We start from the raw sequence: 24184 nt of genomic DNA on the forward strand, positions 1-24184 counted from the left end.
GCGGTGAAAGGATCAGCGGATGACGCTGTCTCGCCGACAACTCCTGCACGGCGGCATCGGCGGTTCGATCGCCGCTCTCGTGGGGGTCTCCGCGGTGAGCAGTGCGCGGTTCGCCGCGCCACGGCGGCTCGGCGAACCGTTCTCGCTCGGGGTCGCTTCCGGCGAACCGACCCCGGACGGAGTGGTGCTGTGGACGCGACTCGCCCCCGATCCGCTCGCACCCGACGGGTACGGCGGGATGACGGTCTCCCCGGTGACCGTCGACTACGAGGTCGCCGAGGACGAACGATTCACGAAAGTCGTGGTCAGGGGCTCAGCGGTGGCGACCCGCGAGCTCGGGCACAGTGTGCATCCCGAGATCGCCGGGCTGGCGCCGGATCGGTGGTACTACTACCGGTTCCGGGCCGGTTCGGCGATCTCGCCGGTCGGGCGCACCCGCACCGCGCCCGCGCTCGACAGCCCGACCGCGCGGCTCCGGTTCGCCTTCGCGTCGTGCCAGTCGTGGAGTTCGGGGTACTACACCGCCTACGAACACCTCAGCGCCGAAGATCTCGACCTCGTCGTGCATCTCGGCGACTACATCTACGAATCCTCCTGGGTGCTGGCCCGCCGCGGCGCGCACCTGCCGCCGCAGCTCGCCGGCGAGGCAGTGGATCTGGCGGGCTACCGACTGCGCTATGCCCAGGCCAAAGGCGAAGCGCCGCTCCAGGCCGCGCACGCGGCGTTCCCCTGGCTGGTCACCCTCGACGATCACGAGCTCGACAACAACTGGGCCGGTGACAGTCCCGGCCTCGGCTTCGACGTATACCGCCTCGCGCCGCTGTTCCGCCGCCGCAAGGCCGCTGCGTTCCAGGCCATGTACGAGCACCAGCCGATGCGCCTGGCGCAGCTGCCCGTCGGCCCGTCGATACACCTGCACCGCCGCTACCGATTCGGCGATCTGGCCGAATTCACCATGATCGACACCAGGCAGTACCGCACCCCGCAGGCCTGCGGTGACGGCTCGGCGGTCATCGGATGTGCCGACCGCTTCGCCACCGACCGCACCATTCTCGGTGCGGCCCAACGTGACTGGCTCGTCGGCGGCTTCGCCACCTCGTCCGCCCGCTGGCAGGTACTCGGCAATCAGGTCGCCATGGCCCAGTCCGACTACGACCCCGGCCCCGACCTGCTGCTCGGCACGGACGCCTGGGACGGCTATGTCGCAGACCGCAATACGGTGCTGGCCGCGGCCACCGACCACGCGGTCGACAACCTGGTCGTGATCACCGGCGACCGCCACGAGAACTACGTGGCCGACCTACGCCGCGACTACGCTGATCCCGAATCACCCGTCGTGGCAACAGAATTCACCGGCACGTCGATCAGTACCGGCAGCGACGGCGCGGACCTCACCGACGCGGGCCGTACCCTGCTGGCCGCCAACCCGGACCTGAAGTTCTACAACCGGCAACGCGGCTATGTCCGCGTCGACCTCGACCATCGCCAGTGGCGCAACGACTTCCGTGTGGTTCCCTATGTGAGCCGTCCGGGTGCCCCGATCAGCACGCGGGCGAGTTTCGTCGTGGAGGACGGAATCCCCGGGGCCATCGAAGTCTGAGCCCTGTGTTTCCGGCTGTGGGGCACTGCGTGTCAGGTCAGCGTGAGCACGACTTTCCCCTCGGTGGCGCCGCCACGCAGGCGTTCCAAGGCCGCGGCCGCATCTGCGAAGGGGTGCACGCTGTCGATGACAGCCGCGATCCGACCGTCGGCGACGGCGGGCAAGACGACCGGTGTCAGGGCGGCGAGCCGCTCGCCGATCACCTCCGGCGGGGTGAAACCGTAGGACACCGATTGCAGGCGGACCCGACGGCGCGCCAAACCGAACAGGTCGATGGTGGCTTCGGCGCCGCCGAGCCTGCCCACACTGACCACGACGCCACCCGGTGCCGTCGACCCGATCGCGATGTCGACCATCGCGCCACCGATATGGTCGAGCACGACATCGACCCCGGCACCGTGGGTGGCTTCGAGTACCTCATCGGCCAGGTCGGCGCCGTCTACACACAGCGCGAGGTCGGCGCCCGCCCGCTCGAGCAGCGTGCGTTTACCCGGCGTCCGAGTCGTGGCCAGTACCCGTGCGGCGCCGAGTACGCGGGCGACCTGGATGCCGATCAGTCCCAGCGCCGATGAGCCCGCCGTGACCAACACGGTCTGCCCGGGTGCCGCACCGGCGACAGTGAGCGCGCCGTGCTCGGTGAACAGCGCCACCGGGAGGGCGGCGGCGGCCGTCGGCGCCAAGTGCGCGGGCACCGGCACCACGTGACGGCTGTCCACCACGACGAATTCGGCGAAGGCGGCGGGCGCTGTCCCCATCACCCGCTGTCCGCGCAGGGAGTCGTCACCGCCGACCACCTCACCGCTGAACTCGTACCCGGCGACCCGCTCGACACCGTCGGAGCTCGCGTCGGCACTGGCATCGGCGTTGTTCAACGACACCGCCGCGACCCGGACCAGCAGCTGACCCAGCTCCGGCACGGGAACCGGCACCGTGCCGACCCGGAGCGATCCGGCACCGGTCAGCAACGCGCGCATCGTGTTCGCCATGGTCTCGACGCTACCGCGCCCCGCACACCGACCCGGGCGCACACGCGTCACGGATCCGGGGTGAATTCCTCCATCGTCATCGCCGCGACCTCGGGGACCTGGACCGGGCGCAGCAGCGCCCAGCCGATGAACACGACGGCGAACCCGATCATGCCGAGCCCCGCCCAGAGATTCACATCGATCCCGCCGGTCTTGACCTCCTGGGCCGCACTGTCCTGCACCAGCGAGGTGATCACCAGGATGACGCCGTAGCTGCCGAGCAGCGCACCGACAATGGTGCGGATATCGAAAAGCATGGTGCTGACTCCTTATCCGACGATGATGTTGAGGGCGATCACCAGTACGAGGGCGATCCCGGCGAGCAGGGCCGGCCGCTGGTACCAGGGCAGCGAGTCGGCATCGGCATCGGTGCGCATCGCCTTCGGCGTCTCGGAATACACCAGGCCGGCCAGTTCGGCGGCCGGCTTCGGCCTGGTCACCAGGGTGACCGCGACGCTGACGGCGATGTCGACCACGAACGCGGCGCCCGCGGCGACGAAGCTGGCGCCCTGCCCGGACAGGTTCGTCACCCCGGTCTCGTTGAGCAGGAACACGAACACGGCGGCGAGCGTGCCACTGACCAGGCCGACCCAGCCCGCGGTCGGCGACATCCGCTTCCACAGCATGCCGAGGATGAACGTCGCGAACAGCGGTGCGTTGAAGAAGCTGAACAGGGTCTGCAGGTAGTCCATCATGTTGCTGAATCCGCCCGCGATGAACGCGGTGAAGATCGCCGCCACCGTCGCACCGACCGTGGCCAGCCTGCCGACCTTCAGGTAGTACCCGTCGGGTCGTCCCTTACGAACGTACTGCTGCCACAGATCGAAGCTGAACACGGTGTTGAACGCCGAGACATTGGCCGCCATTCCGGCCATGAACGCCGCCAGCAGACCCGCGAGCCCGACACCGAGAAGGCCGTTGGGCAGCACCTCTTTCATCAAGAACAACAACGCCTGGTTGTAGGTGACGTCGCCCTCGAAATCGGGATTCGCGGTGACCTGCTGCTTGTACTCGATCATCTGTGGCACCAGGACCGCGCTGATCATGCCGGGGATCACCACGATCAGCGGGATGAACATCTTCGGATAGGCGCCGATGATGGGGGTGCGCTGCGCAGCCGAGATCGAGTGAGTGGCCAAGGCGCGCTGCACTTCTACGAAATTGGTTGTCCAATACCCGAAGGAGAGAACGAATCCCAGACCGAACACGATGCCCATGATCGAGGCGAAGTTGTCGGTGAAACCGCTCATCGCGTTGCCCGGCCAGGTCTGCAACTGATCGGCGCCACCCGGCGAGCCGGACACCTTGTCCTGCAAGCCGTCCCAGCCACCGACACGGTGCAGGCCGACCAGGGTCAGCGGCAGCAGTGCGGCCACGATCACGAAAAACTGCAGCACCTCGTTGTAGATCGCGGCCGAAAGCCCGCCGAGGGTGACGTAGGACAGCACGATCACCGCGGCCACGACCACCGAGATCCACAGCGGCCAGCCCAGCAGCACGTTCACGATGGTGCCGAGCAGATAGAGGTTCACCCCCGCGATCAGCACCTGGGCGACCGCGAAGCTCAACGCGTTCACCAGGTGCGCGCCGGTGCCGAACCGCCTGCGCATGAATTCCGGCACCGAACGCACCTTGGAGCCGTAGTAGAACGGCATCATCACCACGCCGAGGAACAGCATCGCGGGCACGGCGCCGATCCAGAAGTAGTTGAAAGTCGGGAAGCCGTACTGGGCGCCGTTGGCGGACATACCCATGATCTCCACCGCGCCGAGATTGGCGGAGATGAACGCCAGGCCCGTGACCCACGCGGGCAATGAGCGCCCGGACAGGAAGAAGTCGATACTCGACGACACCCGGCGCCGGGCGATCAGGCCGATGCCGAGTACGAAGACGAAATACAGGGCGACCAGCGCGTAGTCGACCGGGGCGGCGTCGAGCCGCAGTGTCGATGAGGCTTCTGGGGTGGCGAGCGAAAAGGCAAGCGGCACAGCGTGTCCCTCCTGACCTGGAGCCGGACGGTACACGAGCGTCGTTCACACGGCGCGGGTCGCGTCGTCCGTCGAACTGTTTCGGGTGCTTCCACTGTGCGCGCCCGTCCTGCGCCTCACAGCGAAATCGCACAGAACAAAATGGACAACTGTTCACTCCAGTTTGCGCGCTCCCGCTGCCGGTTCGACGGCGAAGACGCGGGGCGGGGCGAAACCTGTGGTGGCGAAACGGTGCATGATGTTCTCGGCCACCCGGTCGACGTGCTCGACCAGGGCGATGATGCTGCCGCCGAAGCCACCGCCGACCATGCGCGCACCGTGTGCGCCCGCGGCGAGTGCCGCGTCGACCGCGAGATCCAGTGCGGGCGCGGAGACCTCGAAGTCCTCGCGCAGCGAGTGGTGCGAGGCCGTCAGCAGCTCACCGATCGCCCGCGGGTCCGCACCGGCGCGCAGCCGGTCGACGACGGCGAGCACCCGCGCGTTCTCGGTGACCACGTGCCTCGCGCGACGCCGCAGCACTCGATCCCGTAAGCGTGGCAGGTCTTCGGAGGTGGCATCGCGCAGGGCGGACAGATTCAGCGCGGCAGCGGCGGCTTCGCACTGGGCTCTACGCTCGGCATATCCGCCGTCTGCCAGATCGTGCGGGTGGCCGGTGTCGGCGACGATCAATGCCAGACCGGCAGTGGCGAGATCGAACGGAATCTGTTCTGCGGCACCTGATTCCGTGTCGGCGAAGGCACGGATGTCGAGGAACAGGGCGTGGCCTTCGGTACACAGGATCGAGGCGGACTGGTCGAGCAGGCCCGTCGGCACTCCGGCGAAGCCGTTCTCCGCCGCCCTGGCGATCTCGATCATGCGCCGATCGGTGAGCGCGGGCGCGAACAGGTCGCGCAGCGCGATCGTCACCGCGCAGCACAGGGCCGCCGACGAGGACAGGCCCGCGCCGATCGGCACCGTGCCGTCGAGTTCGAGGTCCACCCCGGTGACGCGGTGACCGCCACGAACGAACTCGTCGACGACACCGAGCGGATAGCGGGCCCAGCGGGGCAGCCGATCCCGTTGTGCCGCAAGAGCATCGACGCCCACCTCGACGACCTCACCGGGCCGCTGCGCCGAGGTGAGCCGCACCAGCCCGTCACCGCGCGGTCCGGCCGCGCAGACGACGCCGAGCGGCAGAGCGATCGGCAACACGAACCCGTCGTTGTAGTCGGTGTGCTCGCCGATGATGTTCACCCGGCCCGGCGCGATCCACTTCTCCACCCGTACTTCCCTCCGCTTGCTGCGACGATGTCATCACCGAACACCGCGGCGGGCAACTGTCGAGCACCGGGTGCCGAATCGGTATGCGGCAATGCTCTCAACGCATCGACAGCAGGGCCGTGGACGTGTCATGATCGACTGAGTTGTAAAGGTTTTGAGCGTCGGCACTGCCGGCTGGGGATCGTGCTCGGACAACAACACTCGGTGCTCTCGGCCGATACTTCGAGTGATTCACCGGCCTCACATTCGATCGACGCTCGTCGCGTGCGCAGCAAGATCGAGGGGGGCTGATGACCATCAGCGAGACACGCTACGGGAGCCTGCGACGGTGCGTGGTGCTGCTCGGCGCGGCGGGGGCCGTGCTGATCGCGCCGCTGGCGGGCGGCCGGGCGCTGCCGTTTCTGCTGCTCATCGTGATCGTCGCGGGATCGCTGGCGATGATCGGGTACGGCATGTACTGCCATCGACCCGCGCACCGGCTGCCCTGGTACCTGCTGGCCGCGTCGGTGCCGCTGTTCGCCGCGGGCACCGCGATACGCGCGCTCGGGCTGCACCCGAGCTGGCACCCGGTCGACGATCTGTGTACCTTGGCGGCCTCGCTGTGCCTGGGCTTGGCCGCCGTCGGCTGGTTGCAGCCGCACCGCCTCCGCAATGCCCGTGACCTCTGGCTGGATTCGACGCTCATCGGGCTCAGCGCGCTGCTGGCCTCGTGGACATTCCTGATCTCACCGATCCTGCGGCACAGCACCGGGTTCGTCGATACCGCGCTGGCCGCGAGCTATCCGCTGATCCACGCGCTGCTGGCGACCGTGCTCGCGCATTCGCTGGCGACGGTGGTGCGCTCGGAGACATCGCTGCGGTTGTTGCAGGCCGCACTGATCGCCGTGCTCATCGGTGGGTTGATCGAAAGTCTCACTGCCGCAGGCACGATCGCGGTCGATCCCGAAGTCGCACTGGTGCCACAGCAGTGGGCGTATCTGCTGGCCGGGCTGGCCGCGGTGCAGCCGACGATGGGCGGGTTGCGCGACGCCGAGGATGTGGGACCGCATCGATCGCGGCAGCGGGCCGGGATGATCGCGGTGGCACTGGTGGCGGCCTCGCTGGTGAGTGTGGTCGGCGCCGAGCTCGGGGTGGTCGACCGCGTGGTGATCTGCGCGCTGCTCACGTTGCTGTTGGTCGGTGTCCTGGTGCGCAGCGAACGCGCCATCGCGCGCAGCATGCGCAGCGAACGCCGCGCCCAGTACCAGGCCGACCACGACCTGCTCACCGGGCTGTTCAACCGGGCCGCGCTGCTGCGCGCACCACACCGCTATCGCGATCAGTGGGCCGGAAAACCACTGTGCCTGCTGTTCATCGACCTCGACGGCTTCAAAATGGTGAACGACAGCTACGGTCACGCCGTCGGCGACGAACTCATCGCCAACGCCGCGTCCCGCATCCGCCGCACCACCGCCAGCGCCGATCTCACGGCCCGCTACGGCGGCGACGAATTCGTGGTCCTGGCACCACGCACCCGCACCGAAGCCGCCGTGCTGGCCGAACACATCCTCGGCGCCTTCATCCGCCCCTTCGAGCTGAGCTGCGGTGAAATCCCCATCACCGCCAGCATCGGCGTCGCCTGCGTGACCACCCGCCCCACCGAGACAACCATCTACGACCTGATCCGCACCGCCGACGCCGCCATGTATCACGCCAAGGAATACCGCCTCGGCCTCAGCTTCCACGACGAACTGAGAAAGCCGTCGACGCGGCGGCGCGTCTCCGCCTCCCCGCGGATTCAGCGGGTGGCCCAGTAGGTCAGTCCCCCAACTCCTCCAACAGCTTCCGAGCCGCCTCCAGCTCGGCCTGCAACTGCGCGACCTTCGCCTGCTGAGCCCCCCGCGCAGCCTCCAGAATCCCGGCGACCACTTCCTCCACCTCGGGGTGCAGGATCTTCGCGGCCTGAGCTACGGCCGCACTGCTGACCGCCAACCCCTTCACACTGCGCTTCTTGCCGTTGATCACATCGACGGTCCACTCACCATCGGCGGTTCCGGTGAGGGTGACGGTCACCTCGGCCACCTTGGCCTTGCGCACCGCGGGAGCCTTCGCCGGCCGCGGCGTTGCCGGGGCGGGCTTGGGATCATCGGCTACCGGGGCGAGCGACCTCGGCGCGGGCGTAGCAGCGCTCGGCAGGGTCGACGGCTGGGTCACAGTGTTGTCCTTTCGGTTGCTCGGCGCGGGGGCACTGTCCGGGCGGGTCCGTGCGGATCCGCCCGGCGCTACGGTAGTCCCGCGGGCCGGCTTGGTCAGCGTCACCTCGCTCGGGCCGAACGAGAGCACATCTTTGGAACCGGTGGGCCGCACCTGCAGGAAGTCGCCTGCGGACGGGTCGTCGAGCGCGACAACCTTGCCCGACTTCCCCTCGGCGACACCGACAGCGGCGGCGGTGAACCACACCATCGGCGGTTTGCCCTCGGCGAGCTCGCCTGCGATACGCGCGAGCTCGGCGTCGGATAGTACCGGCGGTGCTGATCGGCGGGATGCGGACTTGGTGCTCGGCGAGGACATCGTGGACTCCGGGGGTTGGTGCTACAGCGTGGTCTTCGCACCGATGATGCCGCACAGCACCGACAAGTTCTCCCCCGAGCCGCCCACACGGCCCGAAAGACCCTCCTGCTCGGGGCTTCCGGGCCGCGACACCGTCAGCCGAGAGTGGCGCGGCCGCGCGTCGTCGGCCGGATGTTCTCGCGCACCGCGGCCACATCGCGATAGCCGTTGACCGCCATCAGCAGATCCGCTTCGGCCGCGTAGCTGCGCAGCAGATGCACCAGGCCGCGCACACCGCCCAGCGCGAGCGCGTACACATACGGCCTGCCGAGCCCGACCATCGACGCGCCGAGTCCGAGCGCCTTCACCACATCGGCGCCCGAGCGCACCCCGGAGTCGAACAGCACCGGCACCCGGTCGTCACAGGCGGCCACGACCGCGGGCAAGGTCTCCAGCGCGCTCAGCCCACCGTTGGCCTGGCGCCCACCGTGATTGGAGCAGTAGATCCCGTCGGCGCCGAAGTCGATCGCCTTGCGCGCGTCCTCGGGATGCGAGATGCCCTTGAGGATCAGCGGCAGATCGGTGATCGAGCGCAGCCAACCGAGATCATCCCAGGTCAGCGAATTGCCGAAGGTCGCGATCCAGTGCAGGACAATCAATTTGGGATCGTCGGAGCCGACCATCTGCTGGAAGACCGGGTCGCTGGTGTAGTTCTTCAGCACGTGCCCACGCAGCTGCGGGAAGTTCCCGCCGGCCAGGTCGCGCGGACGCCAACCGGGCACCCAGGTGTCGAGGGTGACCGTGATTCCCGCGTACCCCGCGGCCTCGGCCCGGTGCACCAGACTCTCGGCGAGCTCACGGTTCTTCGGCGTGTACAGCTGAAAGAACGAAGGCGTGTCGCCCGCGTGCGGCCGTACGTCCTCGAGCGGGTCCTCCATCAGCGTCGAGTACATCGCGGGCACACCGGTCTGCGCCGACGCCTCGGCCACCGCGATGTCACCGTGGCCCTTCTCGCCGACCAGACCGATCACCCCGACCGGCGCGAGGAACAGCGGGTTGGCGAAGGTGTGGCCGAAGGCGGTGACGGCGAGGTCGCGCTCGGAGGCGCCGACCAGCATTCGCGGCACCAGACCCCAATCGGCGAACGCTTCGGCGTTGCGCCGCTGTGTGAGCTCGTCGCCCGCTCCGCCTGCGATATAGTTCAGCAACGAATCCGGCAGTGCCGCAGTGGCTTTGCGCTCGAGCGTCGCGTAATCCATGGGAAATTCGGGCTGGATCCCACCGAGCGCGGCCAGGTAGATCTCGTTCTGATAGTCGGCGAACTGACTCATTGCTGCACTTTCGCACGCCGACCGGGGTTCACGGACCGCAGGGTGGATGTAAGGTGCGTCATACTCGAAAATACGAGATTGTGAGTGCCCCTGCCGTGACCGTCGTCGAACACTCGGCCGCGCCCGCCGACCCGGACGCTCTACTCGCCGACCTCTTCCATTGCGATGCCATCCGTCACCTGACCCGCCTCGCGCTCGGGCTGTCCCAGGATTCGATGGATCTGCTGACCTCGGTCACCGATCGCCTGCGGGCCGCCGAGGGCGCCCTACGCGATCCGCTCACCAGCGACCTCGGCTTCGACTGAACCTCACCGTCGTCGCGCGGTGAGCACCGCCAGATCGGCGAGCCGATGCGCGCGGGCGATTTCCGCGGGGGTGAACGGTTCGTCGGGGCGTACGAAACCCCAGCGACGATCGTCACGGTCCAGTTCCAGCAGCGTGCCCTCGCCCGGTTCGCTCACCTCCGGCGTGCCGGGCGCGAGGTAGCGCGCGCCCAGCAGTTCGGCGACGGCCAAGGGTAATTCGTCCGGATCGCCGACGATGCGGGCGGCGATGGCCAGCGCCTTGGTCTGACCATCGATCAGCGACAGCACGGTCGCGGGCCAGACCCGCACTCCGGACCCTCCCGCGTGTTCGGCGGCGGAGGTGATCGCGTGCGCGGTGACCTCGGCGGGCGCGGCGACGACGAGTTCGTCGAGGACGGCGTCCTCGAGCTGGTGCACGTGCACGGTGAGAATGTTGGCGTCGCGGTGGGCGAGATGTTTGGCCAGCGTCTCGAGCGCGCCGGGACGGTCGGCCAGGCGCACGCGGATCCGCCAGAGCGCGGGCGCGGAGTCGATGCGGTCGCGGTGCCGTAGTTCCGGGCTGTGCAGCCAGCCGCCGAGCATTCGCATCGCCGACGGCTCCACCACCCAGATCACCAGGATCGTGGTGGTGACCGTGAGCAGGGCGACGGTCAGCAGGTACGGCGGGTGCAGATGGACGACCAACGCGTGTAGCGCCAGCTCCACCGGGAACACCGCCGCGAGTTTGGCCAGCGTGAGCCTGGTCCGGCCGGGATGCGGCAGTCTGCCGCATACCTCGCAGGCCAGGACCGTGACACGGGGTCGCACTGCGAATCGCCACATGGGGTCAGCGTCTCCGGCCTTCGTGTCGATCTTGGACGAGGCGCGTAACAGCGACGTGAAAGCGCACGCGAAAGCCGTTGACCTGCACTGATTTCCGCGGTGATGTCGAGCACCCGCACTGTTGTGGTGTGACTGTCGGCACCATTCACGCGATAGGCAGAGGGCAACAGTTGTGACTCGGATCACCAAAATTCATTGACAAAACCACACAAATGGGCATAAAACAACATAAGTAAAGATTCATCGAGACCGGAGGAACTCCATGTACGCCGAGGAACGGCAGCAGGCGATCGCGACCCTGATCGGGCATCGCGGGCGCGTCTCCGTCGCCGAACTCGCCGACCAGTACGGGGTCACCACCGAAACCGTGCGCCGCGATCTGGCGGTGCTCGACCGACTCGGGGTGATCCGGCGGGTGCACGGGGGCGCGGTCGGTTCCGGCGCGCTCACGACCTTCGAACCGGGCACCGCCGAGCGCGACAGCACTCGCGCCGCGGAGAAGGACCGGATCGCCGAACTCGCGCAGCGGTACCTGCCGCGAACGGGCGGCAGCGTGCTGTTCGACGCGGGCACGACGACCGTGCGGGTGGCCGCGGCCATGCCGGCCGACGTCGACCTGGTCACCGTCACCAACTCGCTACCGGTCGCCGCGCGCCTCACCGGGTTCGCGGGTGTCCGGTTGCACCTGCTCGGCGGGCGGGTTCGCGGCGTCACCCAGGCCGCCGTCGGCGCCGAGTCCTTGCGGCTGCTCGGCGAACTACGGGTCGACGTCGCGTTTCTGGGCACCAACGCGCTGACGGTGCGACACGGGCTGTCCACCCCCGATCCGGAGGAAGCCGCCGTGAAACGCGCGATGATCGCCGCCGCCGACCGGGTCGTCGTGGTCGCCGACGCGAGCAAGATCGGGCGCGAGGACTTCGTGCGCTTCGGCAGTGCCGCCGAGGTCGACGTCCTGGTCACCGATACCGACATCCCGGCCACCGCACACGCGGAACTGGTCGCCGAAGGAATCGAGGTGGTACTCGCATGATCGTCACGCTGACCGCGAACCCGAGTGTCGACCGCACGGTCACCCTCACCGAGCCGTTGCGGCGCGGGCAGGTGCATCGCGCGGCGAGCGTCACCTCGCACCCCGGCGGCAAGGGAGTCAATGTCGCGCGAGTGGTGTCCGGGGGCGGGGCGGCGGTCACGGCGGTGCTGCCGGGGGCCGACGACGACCCCGTCGTGCACGGATTGCGTACGGCGGGCATCGAATTCCGCACGGTACCGGTGCCCGGCGGGCCGAGGGTGAATCTGACCATCGCCGAATCCGACGGCACCACGACCAAGATCAACGAGCCCGGCCGTCCGTTGTCGGCGCGCGAGCTGGCCGAACTCACAGCGCTGCTCGTGGAGGTGGCCGCGGGAGCCGAGTGGATCGTGCTGTCCGGATCATTACCGCCGGGCGTGCCCGTCGACTGGTACGCGCAGCTCGTCGCGATGTTGTCCACACCGCCCGTCTCGCCGGACGGAACGCGTCGCACCCGCGTCGCCGTCGATACCTCCGATGCGCCGCTGCTCGCCCTGTTCGCCGAATCAGTGGGCGCCGCACCGGATCTCATCAAACCGAACTCGGAGGAGCTGGCTCAGCTCACCGGCCTCGACGCCGTCGACCTCGAGAACCCCACGGCCGCCGCCGAAGCTGCCACGATGCTGATCGACCGTGGCGTCGTCGCGGTGCTGGCAACCCTGGGCGCGGCGGGCGCGGTCCTGGTCACCGCCGAGGACACGTGGTTCGCCGCCGCCCCGCCGATCGTCGCGCGCAGCACCGTCGGCGCGGGCGACTCGGCCCTGGCCGGCTACCTGCTCGCCGACCTCGCGGGTGAATCCCCCGCCGACCGCCTGCGCACCGCCGTCGCCTACGGCAGCGCCGCCACCGCACTCCCCGGCACCGAACTACCCGGCCCCGCCGACGTCGTCCTCGAAGCCGTCACCGCGCACCCACTCACCGCCGACCGACCATCGGCCCCGGCATGAGCGTCCCCACGATCGGCGCCCGGCGCCTTCGCCCATCGCCGAACTCGAACCGCTGCGACTTGCGCGTTCGTCCGCCGCTGATCCGAGATCCGACCGCAGACGGCGATCACCACCGCCACACATCCATCACCCAGCGCTACCCCACCGGCCGACGCCGATAACCGCGCCGATCGACACCGCTGGACCCGACAAGCTCCTGCTCCACCCCCACTCCGGAAAGACACGACGATGGCCGATTCGATCATCACCCCAGAACTGATCGCGCTCGACGCCGACCTCGGCGCCGACAAGGGCGCCGTGATCACCGCGCTCGCGGACAAGCTCGCCGCCACGGGCCGCGCGACCGACGTCGGCGCGGTGGCCGAAGCCGCCCTCGCCAGGGAGTCGCAATCGGCCACCGGGCTACCCGGCGGCATCGCGATCCCGCACTGCCGATCGGCCGCCGTCACCACCGCCTCACTGGTTTTCGCCCGCCTCGCACCCGCTGTCGATTTCGGCGCTCCCGACGGGCCCGCCGATCTGGTCTTCCTGATCGCCGCTCCGGAAGGCGCGGGCGCGGAGCACATGAAATTGTTGTCGTCGTTGGCTCGCGCACTGGTCCGGCCTGCCTTCGTCGCCGACCTACGCGCGGCCGCGACACCGGCGGACGTGGTCGCCCTGGTCGACGGCGTCATCAATCCCCCACCGGCCGCGACCACACCTTCCCCCGGTGGCACAGCGGCGACGGGATCGGCTGGTGCGGCCGGGTCCGGTTCGCCCGCCGACGGCGGAACGGGGACCTCCTCCGCCGCGGACGATAGGGATGCGACTCCTGTCTCCGAGTCATCGGCCGCCGGAGTCGGCGCGGCGGCAGCCGGTACCGCCGCAGTGGGCGTGGCCGGTTCCGGCGCGACAACCGATGGCGCGACGACGGCCCCCACCGGACACCCGGGCGACAACCCAGCGTCCGCTGGAGACGGCACTGCGGGCGATGCACCGGCTGTCAGCACAGCGAAGTCCGGTGCGCCGAAGAAGATCGTCGCGGTCACCGCCTGCCCGACCGGCATCGCCCACACCTACATGGCCGCCGACTCCCTGGTCGCCGCGGGCGAACGGGCCGGAGTCGACGTGGCGGTGGAAACCCAGGGCTCGAGTGGTGGCGACAAACTCGACCCGGCCACGATCGCCGCCGCCGACGCCGTCATCTTCGCCACCGATGTCGGGGTGAAGGACCGAAGCCGGTTCGCGGGCAAGCCGGTGATCGAGTCCGGCGTCAAACGCGCCATCAACGAGCCCGACACCATGATCGCGGAGGCCGTCGCGGCGAGTACCGCCGCGGACGCCGCCACCGTCGGCGGTACCGCACCCGCACCCGCGCAGGCGGCGGCCAAGGGCATCGGATGGGGCACCCGCCTGCGCCAGATCCTGCTCACCGGCGTCAGTTACATGATCCCGTTCGTCGCCGCGGGTGGTCTACTGATCGCACTGAGCTTCCTGCTCGGCGGCTACGAGATCTCCGACAGCGCGAAGGCGATCGTGCTCGACAACTCGATCACCGACCTGCCCGACGGCGGTCTGGCCACCTATTTCGGCGCCGTGCTCTTCCAGATCGGCTCGCTCGCCTTCAGCTTCCTGGTCCCGGCACTGGCCGGATACATCGCCTTCGCGATCGCCGACCGTCCCGGCCTCGCACCGGGTTTCACCGCAGGCGCGATCGCGGTCTTCGTCGGCGCGGGATTCCTCGGCGGTCTGGTCGGCGGTCTGGTGGCCGGATTCGCGGCGCTGTGGGTGAGCAAGCTGCCGGTACCCACGTGGGCCCGCGGGCTCATGCCGGTGGTGCTCATCCCGCTGCTGGCCTCGGCGATCGTCGGCATCGTGATGTTCGTGCTGCTCGGCAAGCCCCTCGCCGCCGTGACCAACGGACTCACCGACTGGCTCAACGGCCTGTCCGGCACCTCCGCCATCGCGCTCGGCGTCATCCTGGGCGTGATGATGTGCTTCGACCTCGGTGGTCCGGTCAACAAGGCCGCCTATTCATTCGCCGCCGCCGGACTCTCGGTCACCGATATCGCGACCCTGCGGATCATGGCCGCGGTGATGGCCGCGGGCATGGTGCCGCCGCTGGCGATGGCCCTGTCGACCGTGCTGCGCCCGCGCCTCTACACCGAGGCCGAACGCGAGAACGGCAAGGCCGCCTGGCTGCTCGGCGCCTCGTTCATCTCCGAGGGCGCGATCCCGTTCGCCGCCGCCGACCCGCTGCGGGTGCTGCCGTCGATGATGGTCGGCGGCGCGGTGACCGGCGGCCTGATCATGGCTACCGACGTCACCTTGAGCGCACCGCACGGCGGCATCTTCGTGTTCTTCGCGATCGGGCATCTCGGCTGGTTCCTGGTGTCGCTGGTCGCCGGCACGCTCGTCGCCGCGGCCTGCGTCACCCTCGCCAAGGAAGTCACCCGCAAGCAGTCCGTCGCCCCTGTTCTCACCACCGCGTAATCCATTCGCACACAAGGAGATATCCCATGGCAAGCACCACCGTCACCGTCGGCTCCTCGGTCGGCCTGCACGCCCGCCCCGCGGCCCTCATCGCCGAAGCGGTCGGCGCGGCAGGAGTTCCCGTCACCATCGCTGTCACGGGCGGCGACCCGGTAGACGCGGGCTCCGCGCTGATGATCATGACCCTCGGCGCAGGCCAGGGCGCCGAGGTGGTGATCACCAGCGACGATCAGCCGACTCTGGACAAGATCGCCGAGCTCGTCGCCAGCGACCTCGACGCCTGAATCGACCCGGAGAAACGGAAAAGGCCCGGAACCAGTGGTTCCGGGCCTTTTCTTTGTAGCGGGGACAGGATTTGAACCTGCGACCTCTGGGTTATGAGCCCAGCGAGCTACCGAGCTGCTCCACCCCGCGTCGGTGTGAACACAACATTACACACAGGTGTGCGCAGGCGCCAAATCGCGAGGTCAACAAGGGTTTCGTGACCAAAAAGCCCAATTCTCGACGAGCAACACCGCACATCTCACCCTTTGACTGTGGCAGCCATCACACATTCCGGCAACTACACGCGCCGGGGCCGAGTTTCGGTGAGCGGCGTCACTATCACCCCGTGATCCCGAACACATAACGGTCCAATAACAGACCGACCGGAATCTAGGTATTCCCACTGGTTATGCAGCGTAAACATTGAAAAGGCGACTATTCCGTTCACAGAATCGGCTCGTTATCAAGATGTGATCGGCGTCGATTCTTTGGTTAGCGTCTCCCCCATGACTGAGACCCGGAAATTCAGCACCCGCGCCCTTGGCGTCGCCGCCATCGCCGGCGCCCTTGTTGCCGTTCCGTTCGGCCTCGCCACCGGCACCGCCTCCGCCGCCGCCTACAACTGGGACGGCGTCGCCCAGTGCGAGAGCGGTGGCAACTGGGGCATCAACACCGGCAACGGCTACTACGGCGGCCTGCAGTTCTCGCAGAGCACCTGGGCGGCCAACGGCGGCCAGGGTTCGGCGCACAACGCCAGCAAGGAAGAGCAGATCCGCGTCGCGGAGAACGTGCTCGCCAGCCAGGGCGTCGGCGCGTGGCCGCACTGCGGTCAGTTCCTCCAGTCGGGCGCATCCGAGCCCGAGGTGGTCGAGGAGCCCGCCGTCGAACTGCCGGTCGAACTGCCCGCCGAGGCCAAGACCGATGTCCAGGCTGCCGTCGACCAGGCCAAGGCCGCGGGCAAGTCGCTGGCCGACCAGTACGGTGTCGCGGGCCAGTACCAGGCCCTGCTCGACGCCAACGCTCCGCTGATCGCCTCGATCGGCGGCTGATCCACCGTTCCCCCTGCACAAGAAAGGCCCCGTCGACCAGACGGGGCCTTTCTTGCTGCTGCGCGGCGGCCGGCTACCGGCCGCCTGCGTCCTGATACGCCTTCACCGCGGCGTCCAGTTCTTCCAGCGCCTTACCGAAATCGGTGAAGTTGCCCGTCCGCATCGCCGTGCGCACCGCCTCGATCTTGCGGCTGAGCTCGGCGGCCGCGGCCTCCTGCGTCGACCCCGCGGGCGGAGTCGTCCCCGGCTGCGGTGTGGTGCCGTTACCGGGCGGGGTGACGGCGCCCTGGTCGACCGGCGGAACCGCCCCCGGTTTCGGCTTCACCGACGGATCGCCACCGAACGGCGTCGCCAGCGAACCCGCACCCGGCATCACCTGGTTCAGCGCCTCGGCCAGTGTCGGCGCGTAGCCGACCTTCACGCTGCCCGCCGCGTCGCGATAGCTCACCAGCACGCGAAGCAGCTGCGGGAACGTCGACGAACCGGTGTTGCGCTCGTTGTAGAACGGTTCCACGTAGAGGATGCCGCCGTCGGCCACCGGCAGCGTGAGCAGGTTGCCGTAGCGGATCTTGTTCGAGTTCGACAGCAGGGTTTTCTCTCGGGAGACCGCGTCGGCGGTGGTCATCGAGTTCTGCGTCTGCTGCGGGCCCTGCGTCTGCGTTTCCACCGGCAGCTGCAACACGGTGAACTTGCCGTACCCGTCGGGGTCCGACCGCACCGAGATGTAGGCCGAGAGGAACTGCCGGTTGTAGCCGACCATCGCCGAGGTCAGGTTGAACACCGGCTTGTTGGTCTTCGGGTCACCCAGCAACACGTAATACGGGGGCTGGTTGAACGTGCCGCCCTCGATGGTCGGATCACTGGGCACCGACCAGAACGCGTTGTTGGTGAAGAACTCACGCGGATTGTCCACGTGGTACTTCGTGAGCATGTCGCGCTGGACCTTGAACAGGTCCTCCGGGTAGCGGAAGTGCGCGCGCAGCTCGGGCGAGATCTCGCTCTGCGGCTTCACCGCGTCGGGGAACACACCACGCCAGGCCTTGAGCACCGGGTCGGTGGTGTCGGTCTCGTACAGGGTGACGGTGCCGTCGTACGCGTCGACGGTGGCCTTCACCGAGTTGCGGATGTAGCTGACCTCCTTGCGCGGGATGACCCGCCCGGTCTTCTTGTCGATGCTGTCCTCGACCGCGCCGTCGAGCGACGTCGGCTGGGCGTAGGGGTACTTGTCCAGCGTGGTGTAGGCGTCGACGATCCAGACCACGCGCTCGCCGACGACCGCCGGGTAGGCGTTGCCGTCGGTGGTCAACCACGGCGCGACCTTCTGCACCCGGTCGCGCGGGCCACGGTTGAACAGGATCTTGGAGTCCTCGCTGATCGCCGAGGAGAACAAGATGTTGCGCTCGGCGTACTTGGCCGCGAAGGCCAGCCGGTTGAACCAGTTCCCGATCGGCACGCCACCACTGCCGTCATAGGTGAACTGCGCCTGATCGGAGTCGTACTCGCGCGGCGCCTGGCCCTCCGCGGTGCCGACGATGGCGTAGTCGGGATCGGTCTGCGCGATCAGCTCGCCGTAGTAGATCCGCGGCTGCTCGACCTTGATCTGCTGGTCTTCGACCTTGGTGAACAGGTCGCTCACCATGAACAGCGGATAGCCCGAATCACTGCCGCCCGTGGCACTCTGGGCCTCGGACTGCGGCTTGTTGACCCGGTTGGCGGGCGCGGCGACGAAGCCGTTGCCGTGGGTGTAGACGGTGTGCTGGTTGATCCAGTCCTTCTGGTTGCCCGACAGCGCGGCCGGGTGCAGCTCGCGCGCGGCCACGATGTAGTCCTGGACGTCGCCGTTGAGGCTGTAGCGGTCGATGTCGAGTGACTCGGGGAAGCCGTAGAAGTTCTTGCGCTGCTGGAGCTGGGTGAAGGTAGGCGAGAGGATGTTCGGGTCGAGCAGGCGGGCGTTGCCGATGGTGGCCGCGTCGGCAGGCACCTCGAGCGGGCTCTTCCTGCTCTCACCCTGGTAGTCCTGATACTCGACCTTGTCGTCGGTGATCCCGTACGCCTCGCGAGTCGCCTGGATATTGCGCTCGATATACGGACTTTCCTTCTCCGCGGCGTTGGGTCGCACCGAGAACTGCTCGACCACCATCGGCCACACCGCACCGACCAGGATCGACGACAGCACCAGCAGCGCGGCCGCCATCGCGGGAACCCGCAGATCGCGCAGCACGATCCCGGCGAAGAACGCCATCGCGCAGATCACCGCGATCGACAGCAGGATCAGCTTGGCGGGCAGGACCGCGTTGATATCGGTGAACGACGGACCGCCGAACGTCGGCTCCTTACGCGTACTCGACAACAGGTCGTACCGGTCGAACCAGTACGCCACCGCCTTGAGCAGCACGAAGATCCCCGCGATCACCGCGAGCTGCACGCGCGCGGCCCTGGTGAGGGTGCCTTCACGCCCGGCCAGCCGCAGGCCGCCGAACACATAGTGGGTCACCAGGTTCGCGAAGAACGCGATCACCACGGCGACGAACAGCCAGTTCAGCACCATCCGGTAGAACGGCAGATCGAAGGTGTAGAAGCCGATGTCGAGATGGAACTGCGGGTCCTGCTGACCGAACTCGCCGCCGTGCAGGAACAGCTGCACCGTCGCCCAGTTCGACTGCGCGACCAAACCCGACAGCACGCCGAGCAGCACCGGGATACCGACGCCGAACAGCCGCAGCTTGCTCATCACGGTCGTGCGGTAACGCGCGATCGGATCGTTGGGCCCGGCGACCGGCACGAACACCGGACGCGACCGATAGGCCAGCAGTAGCGCCGCCCAGACCACCAGGCCGACGAGCAACGCGACGACCACGAACAGCATCAGCCGCGTGCGCAACACGCCGAGATACACACTGCGATAACCGACCTCACCGAACCACAACCAATTGGTATAGGCATCGGTGAAGCGGGGCCCGAGCAGCAACAGCGCCGCGAGGACGACTGCTGTCACCAGCAGCACACGGCTGCGTCGGGACAACGAAGGTAAGCCGGTGGGGGGCCGCATGCCCACGGTGCCACTCTCCATGCTCCGGCGGTTCCACACCGTGATCGGCGCAGTCACCGCAGTCCGAATGTTGCGGGTGATCCGTTGCCGGACCGTTGGCGCCCACTCTACGGAAATCGGACACCGTGCAAGCGTCTGGGCCGAAAATGATTGGATGTGCGGGTGACCGAAGACGAGCACGCCGAAGTTCTCCTCGCCCGCTGTGTGCGCGAGGTCGTCGAGTTCGCCGACGCCGAGGGCTGGGGAAACCCGCCGCAGATGTTCGCGTTGGTGCCGACCGCCGACCTGGCCGCGGCCGAACCGGACCTGCAAGACCAGCTCGACGACGGCAGCGAGCTGACCCCGGTGGCCCAGGAAGCCTTCCCCGACGACATCACCGGCGGGTCGATGGCGTTGGACGAGTTCCTGGCCACCACCACCTGGCCGCCCGCGGTCGAAGGCTGCGTGCTGGTGCAGGAGATCGTGGTGCTGCCGCCCGACGCCGAGAGCGATCTCGACGAAGCGCTGGTTCCGCTACTCGCCGATGACGAAGCCGCCGACGCGGCCGGGCGCGCCGCCGCGCACGCGCATCCGGGTCGGCGCGACGCCCGGCTCATCGCGGGTGTGCTGCGCCAGGGCGCCACCCTGTGCCTGCTGCAGATCCGTCCCGAGGACGATGACGGCTTCGGCGACCTCGACCTGCGCACCTACCCCAACCTGGCGCCGGGCCTGGTCGAGGCCCTGCACCACACGCTGGAGTGACTACCCGCAGCCGATCGCCTCGCGACCCGCGTTGATCTCGGCAAGTCCGGCGATCGCGCTGTCGAGGGTGTCGACCTTCACCAGGCGCAGGCCCTCCGGAGCCCGCTGACCGGCCTCGTTGCAGTTGTCGGCGGGCACGAGGAACGTTTCCGCGCCTGCCTCGCGCGCCGCGATCATCTTGTACTGGATGCCACCGATCGGGCCGACCTTGCCGTCCTGGTCGATGGTCCCGGTGCCCGCGACGAACTTGCCGCCGTTGAGTTCGCCCGGCGAGAGCTTGTCGATCAGCGAGAGACTGAACATCAGACCGGCCGACGGTCCGCCGATATCGGCGAGGTTGAACTCGACCTGCAACGGCGGGCGTCCGCCTTCGCCCGGGGTGATCCCGAGGTAGCCCTTGGTCTCGTCGCCGGGGCGCGGCGCCAGGGTGATCGGACTGGTCAGCTCGGCGTCGCCGCGACGGTGGACGACGGTGATAGTGGCGCCGGGCGCCTTGGTGCCGACGATGTCGATCACGTCCTTGGGCGTGGTGATCGGGGTGCCGTCGATGCTGATCAGCTCGTCACCGACCTCGAGCACGCCGTTGGCCGGCCCGTCCTCGCCGAGTCCGCGGACCAGCACGACCGTCGGCATCTTCAGGTAGTGCAGCGCGGCGACCTCGGCATCGCTCTCGGAGTCCTTGAAGTCCTGCTGGTTGGACTTGTCGACCTCCTCGCGTGACACGCCGGGGGGGTACACCTCGGCGCGCGGGACAAGGCCGTGCTCACCGCTGGCCCAGAACCCGAACGCCTCGAACAGGTTCAGCCCGTCGCGCACCGACACGGTCGTCATGTTCAGGTGCCCGCTCGTGGGATCCAGTGGCGCGCCGGTGACATCGACCACCTGCTTGCCCTCGACCTGGCCGAGGGTGTCGAAGGTGGGGCCGGGGCCCAGCGCGACGAACGGCACGGTGACCACGCTGCCCGCCACACCGAGCACGAGGACAGGGACGAGGGCGACGATCAGGGTGAGGATCCGACGATTCACTCGGACCACAGTAGTGATCAACGGCCGTGACCGACGGCAGTGGCACGCTTTACGGCGTGGGCGTCGTCGCGCGATTTCGCGATGCGCGAACACCGTGGGCCCGGGGGTCCCGCGTAACGTAAGAGGTATGAGCGATCTCCCCTTCGGCTTCTCGACCGGCGACGACGACGATTCCGGCAAGCGTCGCGACGAGGGCAACGGACCCGGCGGAAACGATCCGTTCGGGTTCGGAGCGGGCGGCGCCGGCGGTGCGGGCGGCTTCGATCCGTCGCAGCTGGGCCAGATGCTGAGCCAGCTCGGGCAGATGATCAGCGGCATGGGCCAGGGCATGGGTCCCGCCGGCTCGCAGTCCGGCCCGGTCAACTACGACGTCGCCAAGCGACTGGCCCGCCAGCAGCTCGGTTCCACCATCGCCCCGATCGCGTCGGGGACCACGACCGCGGTGACCGACGCGGCGCACCTGGCCGAACTGTGGCTCGACGGCGCCACGGTGCTGCCCGCGGGCGCCACCAAGACGGTCGCGTGGACCCCGAACGACTGGATCGAAGAGACGCTGCCCACCTGGAAGCGCCTGTGCGATCCGGTGGCCGAGCAGATCTCGGGCATGTGGACGGCGCAGTTGCCCGAGGAGGCCAAGCAGTTCGCCGGGCCGATGGTCGGCATGCTCGGTCAGATGGGCGGGCTGGCGTTCGGCTCCCAGCTCGGTCAGGCGCTCGGCCAGCTGGCCAAGGAGGTGCTGACCTCCACCGATATCGGTCTGCCGCTGGGCCCGGCCGGTACCGCGGCACTGCTGCCGACCGCGATCTCGGCATTCAGCGAAGGGCTCGAGCAGCCCGAGAGCGAGATCATGGTCTTCCTGGCCGCCCGCGAGGCCGCCCACCAGCGGCTCTTCGCGCACGTGCCCTGGCTGCGTCAGCAGGTGCTCGGCGCCGTGGAGGACTACGCGCGCGGCATCAAGATGGACTTCTCCGCGATCGAGGAAGCCGCGCAGGGCATCGACCCGATGTCGCTGAGCGACCCCTCCAAGCTGGAGGAACTGCTCTCCCAGGGCACGTTCGAACCGCAGACCACACCCGAGCAGAAGCAGGCGCTCGAGCGTCTGGAGACCCTGCTTGCGCTGATCGAGGGCTGGGTCGACGTCGTGGTCAGCGACGCGGTGGGTGAGCGCCTGCCGGGCGCGAACGCGCTGTCGGAGACGCTGCGTCGCCGCCGGGCGACGGGCGGACCCGCCGAGCAGACATTCGCCACGCTCGTCGGCCTGGAGTTGCGGCCGCGCAAGGTGCGTGAGGCCTCGGCGCTGTGGCGGCGGCTCACCACCGACGCGGGGATGGAGCGGCGTGACAAGGTGTGGGAACACCCCGATCTGCTGCCCGACTCCACCGATCTCGACTCCCCTGCCGGATTCATCGACTCCATCATCGGTGGCAGCACCGGCGCTTTCGACGACCCGCTGGCCCAGCTGGCCGCGACCGAAGCGCGGGAGCGCGACGCGGCTGGTCTCGGCAAAACCGAGGCCGAAGAGTCCGATTCCGACGAAACCCCGCGCGACGAGGGTGATTCCGGCTCGGATCCCGGCAAGGCCTGATCCACCTCGCCGCCGAGGTCGGTGAGAAACTTCCGATCTCGGTGGCGCGACACGGTTCCGAGGCTAACGTTCGTCGCGAAACGCGGCGGCGACCCGCGGTACAGCGGTTGTTCACACTTCGGAATCCGCGGGCCGACACGCCGAAAGCCTGTGGATAACTGCACTTTCGGCGCACCTCACGCCACTGTCGGTTGCCGATACTTCTGGCATGACGACCACTTCCCCACTGCGCGGGCCGATGCTCAACCCGCGAGTGACCACCCTGGTTCGCCCGTCCGGCACGGTCCAGCTCGGTTGGGACCCCGAACGCGCGCTGCTCCTCGAAACCACCGATCACGACACCGGTACCGTGCTCGCCTTCCTCCGCCTGCTCGACGGCTTGCAATCGCGGCCCCAGATCATCTGGCGGGCGGGCGAATTCGGCATCAGCCCCGATCGCACCATGGGCATGCTCACCGCGATCGAGCGTGCGGGCCTGCTGCTCGAGCCCGAACCCGCGCTGGGCAAGATCCGCGGTATCACCGTGCACGGCCTCGGTCCGCTCTCGGACGCGGTAGCGATCGGATTGCGGCGCATGGGTTTTCGCCCCACCCGCTCGCGCGCGTACCGGCCCGACCATCCGCTCGGTACCGCCGCGGGCGATCTGGTGGTGCTCACCGACGCGTTGATGATCGACCCCGGACTGTCAGTGGATCTGGTGTTGCGACGGGTGCCGCACCTGCAGGTCCGAGTTCGCGACGGGGTCGGCGTGGTCGGCCCGCTCGTGCTGCCCGGCGAGACCAGCTGCCTGCGCTGTGCCGACCTGACCCGGGCCGGATTCGACAACGACTGGCCGCATCTGGCCGCCCAGCTACTGGGCCGCACCGGGCACGCGTCCCCGGCGGGCATCGCGGCGACGACCGCGCTGGCGCTCGGCGAGCTGGAGGCGATCGTCGCCTGTTCACCGCGGCGTCCACCGCGCACTCTCGACGCTACCGTGGAATTGAACCTCGACACCCACGAGATCCAGCGTCGGCCGTGGCTGCCGCATCAGGAATGCGGGTGCCGGAACATGACCTCACGCGCGCCGGAAACCGCACGGTGACGGGCGTCGCATCAGCCGGTGTGAGCATTCTTATGGCA

The 24184-nt window shown here is 68.5% G+C and carries 20 protein-coding genes and 1 tRNA gene; 11 read left to right on the forward strand and 10 right to left on the reverse strand.

Going from position 1 to position 24184, the window contains the following annotated elements; translation table 11 throughout:
* Nucleotides 1–19: 19 nt before the first annotated feature.
* Entirely contained in the window at nt 20–1600 is a 1581-nt protein-coding gene (locus tag ACWF99_RS26500; RefSeq protein WP_452537671.1) for an alkaline phosphatase D family protein, read from the forward strand.
* A 32-nt stretch (nt 1601–1632) separates the two neighbouring features.
* Here ACWF99_RS26500 and ACWF99_RS26505 read toward each other — a convergent pair whose 3' ends face one another.
* The 4 genes from ACWF99_RS26505 to galK all read right to left on the reverse strand — a co-directional run bounded on the left by ACWF99_RS26505 (nt 1633) and on the right by galK (nt 5873).
* Nucleotides 1633–2586 carry a quinone oxidoreductase family protein gene (locus ACWF99_RS26505; protein WP_452537672.1) on the reverse strand — a complete coding sequence of 318 codons (954 nt, stop codon included), beginning with the start codon at nt 2584–2586 and terminating at the stop codon, nt 1633–1635.
* Between the two features lie 47 nt (nt 2587–2633).
* The gene (locus ACWF99_RS26510) at nt 2634–2882 is read right to left on the reverse strand and encodes a hypothetical protein (protein WP_452537673.1); all 249 of its coding nucleotides are present in this window, start codon (nt 2880–2882) and stop codon (nt 2634–2636) included.
* 12 nt (nt 2883–2894) lie between these two features.
* Entirely contained in the window at nt 2895–4613 is a 1719-nt protein-coding gene (locus tag ACWF99_RS26515) for a sodium:solute symporter family protein (protein ID WP_452537674.1), read from the reverse strand.
* Between the two features lie 153 nt (nt 4614–4766).
* On the reverse strand, nt 4767–5873 hold the full coding sequence (galK, locus tag ACWF99_RS26520) for a galactokinase (RefSeq protein WP_452537675.1): 1107 nt from the start codon (nt 5871–5873) through the stop codon (nt 4767–4769).
* Between the two features lie 290 nt (nt 5874–6163).
* Here galK and ACWF99_RS26525 point away from each other — a divergent pair, with 290 nt between their 5' ends.
* Entirely contained in the window at nt 6164–7669 is a 1506-nt protein-coding gene (locus tag ACWF99_RS26525) for a diguanylate cyclase (protein ID WP_452537676.1), read from the forward strand.
* Nucleotide 7670: 1 nt separating this feature from the next.
* On the opposite strand, the gene ACWF99_RS26530 is transcribed toward ACWF99_RS26525, so the two are convergent.
* A complete protein-coding gene (locus ACWF99_RS26530) occupies nt 7671–8423 on the reverse strand; it encodes a DUF6319 family protein (RefSeq protein ID WP_378632887.1) in 753 nt (250 codons plus the stop codon).
* A 134-nt stretch (nt 8424–8557) separates the two neighbouring features.
* The gene (locus ACWF99_RS26535; protein ID WP_452537677.1) at nt 8558–9733 is read right to left on the reverse strand and encodes an alpha-hydroxy-acid oxidizing protein; all 1176 of its coding nucleotides are present in this window, start codon (nt 9731–9733) and stop codon (nt 8558–8560) included.
* Nucleotides 9734–9813: 80 nt separating this feature from the next.
* Here ACWF99_RS26535 and ACWF99_RS26540 point away from each other — a divergent pair, with 80 nt between their 5' ends.
* Nucleotides 9814–10038, forward strand: coding sequence for a hypothetical protein (locus ACWF99_RS26540; RefSeq protein WP_378632882.1), 225 nt, complete (start codon nt 9814–9816; stop codon nt 10036–10038).
* Between the two features lie 3 nt (nt 10039–10041).
* Here the strand turns inward: ACWF99_RS26540 and ACWF99_RS26545 are convergent, their stop codons facing one another.
* Nucleotides 10042–10860, reverse strand: coding sequence for an ACT domain-containing protein (locus tag ACWF99_RS26545; protein ID WP_378651866.1), 819 nt, complete (start codon nt 10858–10860; stop codon nt 10042–10044).
* 262 nt (nt 10861–11122) lie between these two features.
* Here ACWF99_RS26545 and ACWF99_RS26550 point away from each other — a divergent pair, with 262 nt between their 5' ends.
* From ACWF99_RS26550 to ACWF99_RS26565, 4 genes are all read left to right on the forward strand, one after another.
* Complete coding sequence (locus ACWF99_RS26550) at nt 11123–11890, forward strand: DeoR/GlpR family DNA-binding transcription regulator (protein ID WP_378632878.1); 768 nt, start codon at nt 11123–11125, stop codon at nt 11888–11890.
* Nucleotides 11887–12876 (forward strand): 1-phosphofructokinase family hexose kinase, encoded by a 990-nt coding sequence (locus tag ACWF99_RS26555; protein WP_452537678.1) that lies wholly within the window; start codon nt 11887–11889, stop codon nt 12874–12876. Before ACWF99_RS26550 ends, ACWF99_RS26555 begins: the two co-directional genes overlap by 4 nt.
* A gap of 228 nt (nt 12877–13104) precedes the next feature.
* On the forward strand, nt 13105–15348 hold the full coding sequence (locus ACWF99_RS26560; protein ID WP_452537679.1) for a PTS fructose transporter subunit IIABC: 2244 nt from the start codon (nt 13105–13107) through the stop codon (nt 15346–15348).
* A 26-nt stretch (nt 15349–15374) separates the two neighbouring features.
* A complete protein-coding gene (locus tag ACWF99_RS26565) occupies nt 15375–15632 on the forward strand; it encodes an HPr family phosphocarrier protein (protein WP_101466146.1) in 258 nt (85 codons plus the stop codon).
* Between the two features lie 56 nt (nt 15633–15688).
* Here the strand turns inward: ACWF99_RS26565 and ACWF99_RS26570 are convergent.
* Nucleotides 15689–15762, reverse strand: a tRNA-Met gene (locus ACWF99_RS26570).
* Nucleotides 15763–16118: 356 nt separating this feature from the next.
* On the opposite strand from ACWF99_RS26570, the gene ACWF99_RS26575 reads away from it, so the two are divergent.
* A complete protein-coding gene (locus tag ACWF99_RS26575; protein ID WP_378632869.1) occupies nt 16119–16661 on the forward strand; it encodes a transglycosylase family protein in 543 nt (180 codons plus the stop codon).
* Between the two features lie 73 nt (nt 16662–16734).
* On the opposite strand, the gene ACWF99_RS26580 is transcribed toward ACWF99_RS26575, so the two are convergent.
* Nucleotides 16735–19716 carry a UPF0182 family protein gene (locus ACWF99_RS26580; protein WP_452537758.1) on the reverse strand — a complete coding sequence of 994 codons (2982 nt, stop codon included), beginning with the start codon at nt 19714–19716 and terminating at the stop codon, nt 16735–16737.
* Nucleotides 19717–19872: 156 nt separating this feature from the next.
* Between ACWF99_RS26580 and ACWF99_RS26585 the strand changes: the two genes are divergently transcribed.
* Nucleotides 19873–20451 (forward strand): PPA1309 family protein, encoded by a 579-nt coding sequence (locus ACWF99_RS26585; protein WP_266292347.1) that lies wholly within the window; start codon nt 19873–19875, stop codon nt 20449–20451.
* On the opposite strand, the gene ACWF99_RS26590 is transcribed toward ACWF99_RS26585, so the two are convergent.
* Entirely contained in the window at nt 20452–21477 is a 1026-nt protein-coding gene (locus ACWF99_RS26590; protein WP_378632867.1) for a YlbL family protein, read from the reverse strand.
* 127 nt (nt 21478–21604) lie between these two features.
* Between ACWF99_RS26590 and ACWF99_RS26595 the strand changes: the two genes are divergently transcribed.
* Both ACWF99_RS26595 and ACWF99_RS26600 read left to right on the forward strand, forming a co-directional pair.
* Complete coding sequence (locus tag ACWF99_RS26595; protein WP_378632865.1) at nt 21605–23062, forward strand: zinc-dependent metalloprotease; 1458 nt, start codon at nt 21605–21607, stop codon at nt 23060–23062.
* Nucleotides 23063–23270: 208 nt separating this feature from the next.
* A complete protein-coding gene (locus tag ACWF99_RS26600; protein ID WP_378632862.1) occupies nt 23271–24146 on the forward strand; it encodes a TOMM precursor leader peptide-binding protein in 876 nt (291 codons plus the stop codon).
* Nucleotides 24147–24184 lie beyond the last annotated feature (38 nt).

It is taken from the genome of Nocardia sp. NPDC055002 (assembly GCF_053608825.1).

Excerpts from the sequence above, each read along its gene's own strand:
- ACWF99_RS26500 (WP_452537671.1), top strand. The coding sequence starts at position 20 with ATGACGCTGTCTCGCCGACAACTCCTGCACGGCGGCATCGGCGGTTCG.
- ACWF99_RS26505 (WP_452537672.1), bottom strand. The coding sequence starts at position 2,586 with ATGGCGAACACGATGCGCGCGTTGCTGACCGGTGCCGGATCGCTCCGG.
- ACWF99_RS26510 (WP_452537673.1), bottom strand. The coding sequence starts at position 2,882 with ATGCTTTTCGATATCCGCACCATTGTCGGTGCGCTGCTCGGCAGCTAC.
- ACWF99_RS26525 (WP_452537676.1), top strand. The coding sequence starts at position 6,164 with ATGACCATCAGCGAGACACGCTACGGGAGCCTGCGACGGTGCGTGGTG.
- ACWF99_RS26530 (WP_378632887.1), bottom strand. The coding sequence starts at position 8,423 with ATGTCCTCGCCGAGCACCAAGTCCGCATCCCGCCGATCAGCACCGCCG.
- ACWF99_RS26535 (WP_452537677.1), bottom strand. The coding sequence starts at position 9,733 with ATGAGTCAGTTCGCCGACTATCAGAACGAGATCTACCTGGCCGCGCTC.
- ACWF99_RS26545 (WP_378651866.1), bottom strand. The coding sequence starts at position 10,860 with ATGTGGCGATTCGCAGTGCGACCCCGTGTCACGGTCCTGGCCTGCGAG.
- ACWF99_RS26550 (WP_378632878.1), top strand. The coding sequence starts at position 11,123 with ATGTACGCCGAGGAACGGCAGCAGGCGATCGCGACCCTGATCGGGCAT.
- ACWF99_RS26555 (WP_452537678.1), top strand. The coding sequence starts at position 11,887 with ATGATCGTCACGCTGACCGCGAACCCGAGTGTCGACCGCACGGTCACC.
- ACWF99_RS26560 (WP_452537679.1), top strand. The coding sequence starts at position 13,105 with ATGGCCGATTCGATCATCACCCCAGAACTGATCGCGCTCGACGCCGAC.
- ACWF99_RS26565 (WP_101466146.1), top strand. The coding sequence starts at position 15,375 with ATGGCAAGCACCACCGTCACCGTCGGCTCCTCGGTCGGCCTGCACGCC.
- ACWF99_RS26575 (WP_378632869.1), top strand. The coding sequence starts at position 16,119 with ATGACTGAGACCCGGAAATTCAGCACCCGCGCCCTTGGCGTCGCCGCC.
- ACWF99_RS26595 (WP_378632865.1), top strand. The coding sequence starts at position 21,605 with ATGAGCGATCTCCCCTTCGGCTTCTCGACCGGCGACGACGACGATTCC.
- ACWF99_RS26600 (WP_378632862.1), top strand. The coding sequence starts at position 23,271 with ATGACGACCACTTCCCCACTGCGCGGGCCGATGCTCAACCCGCGAGTG.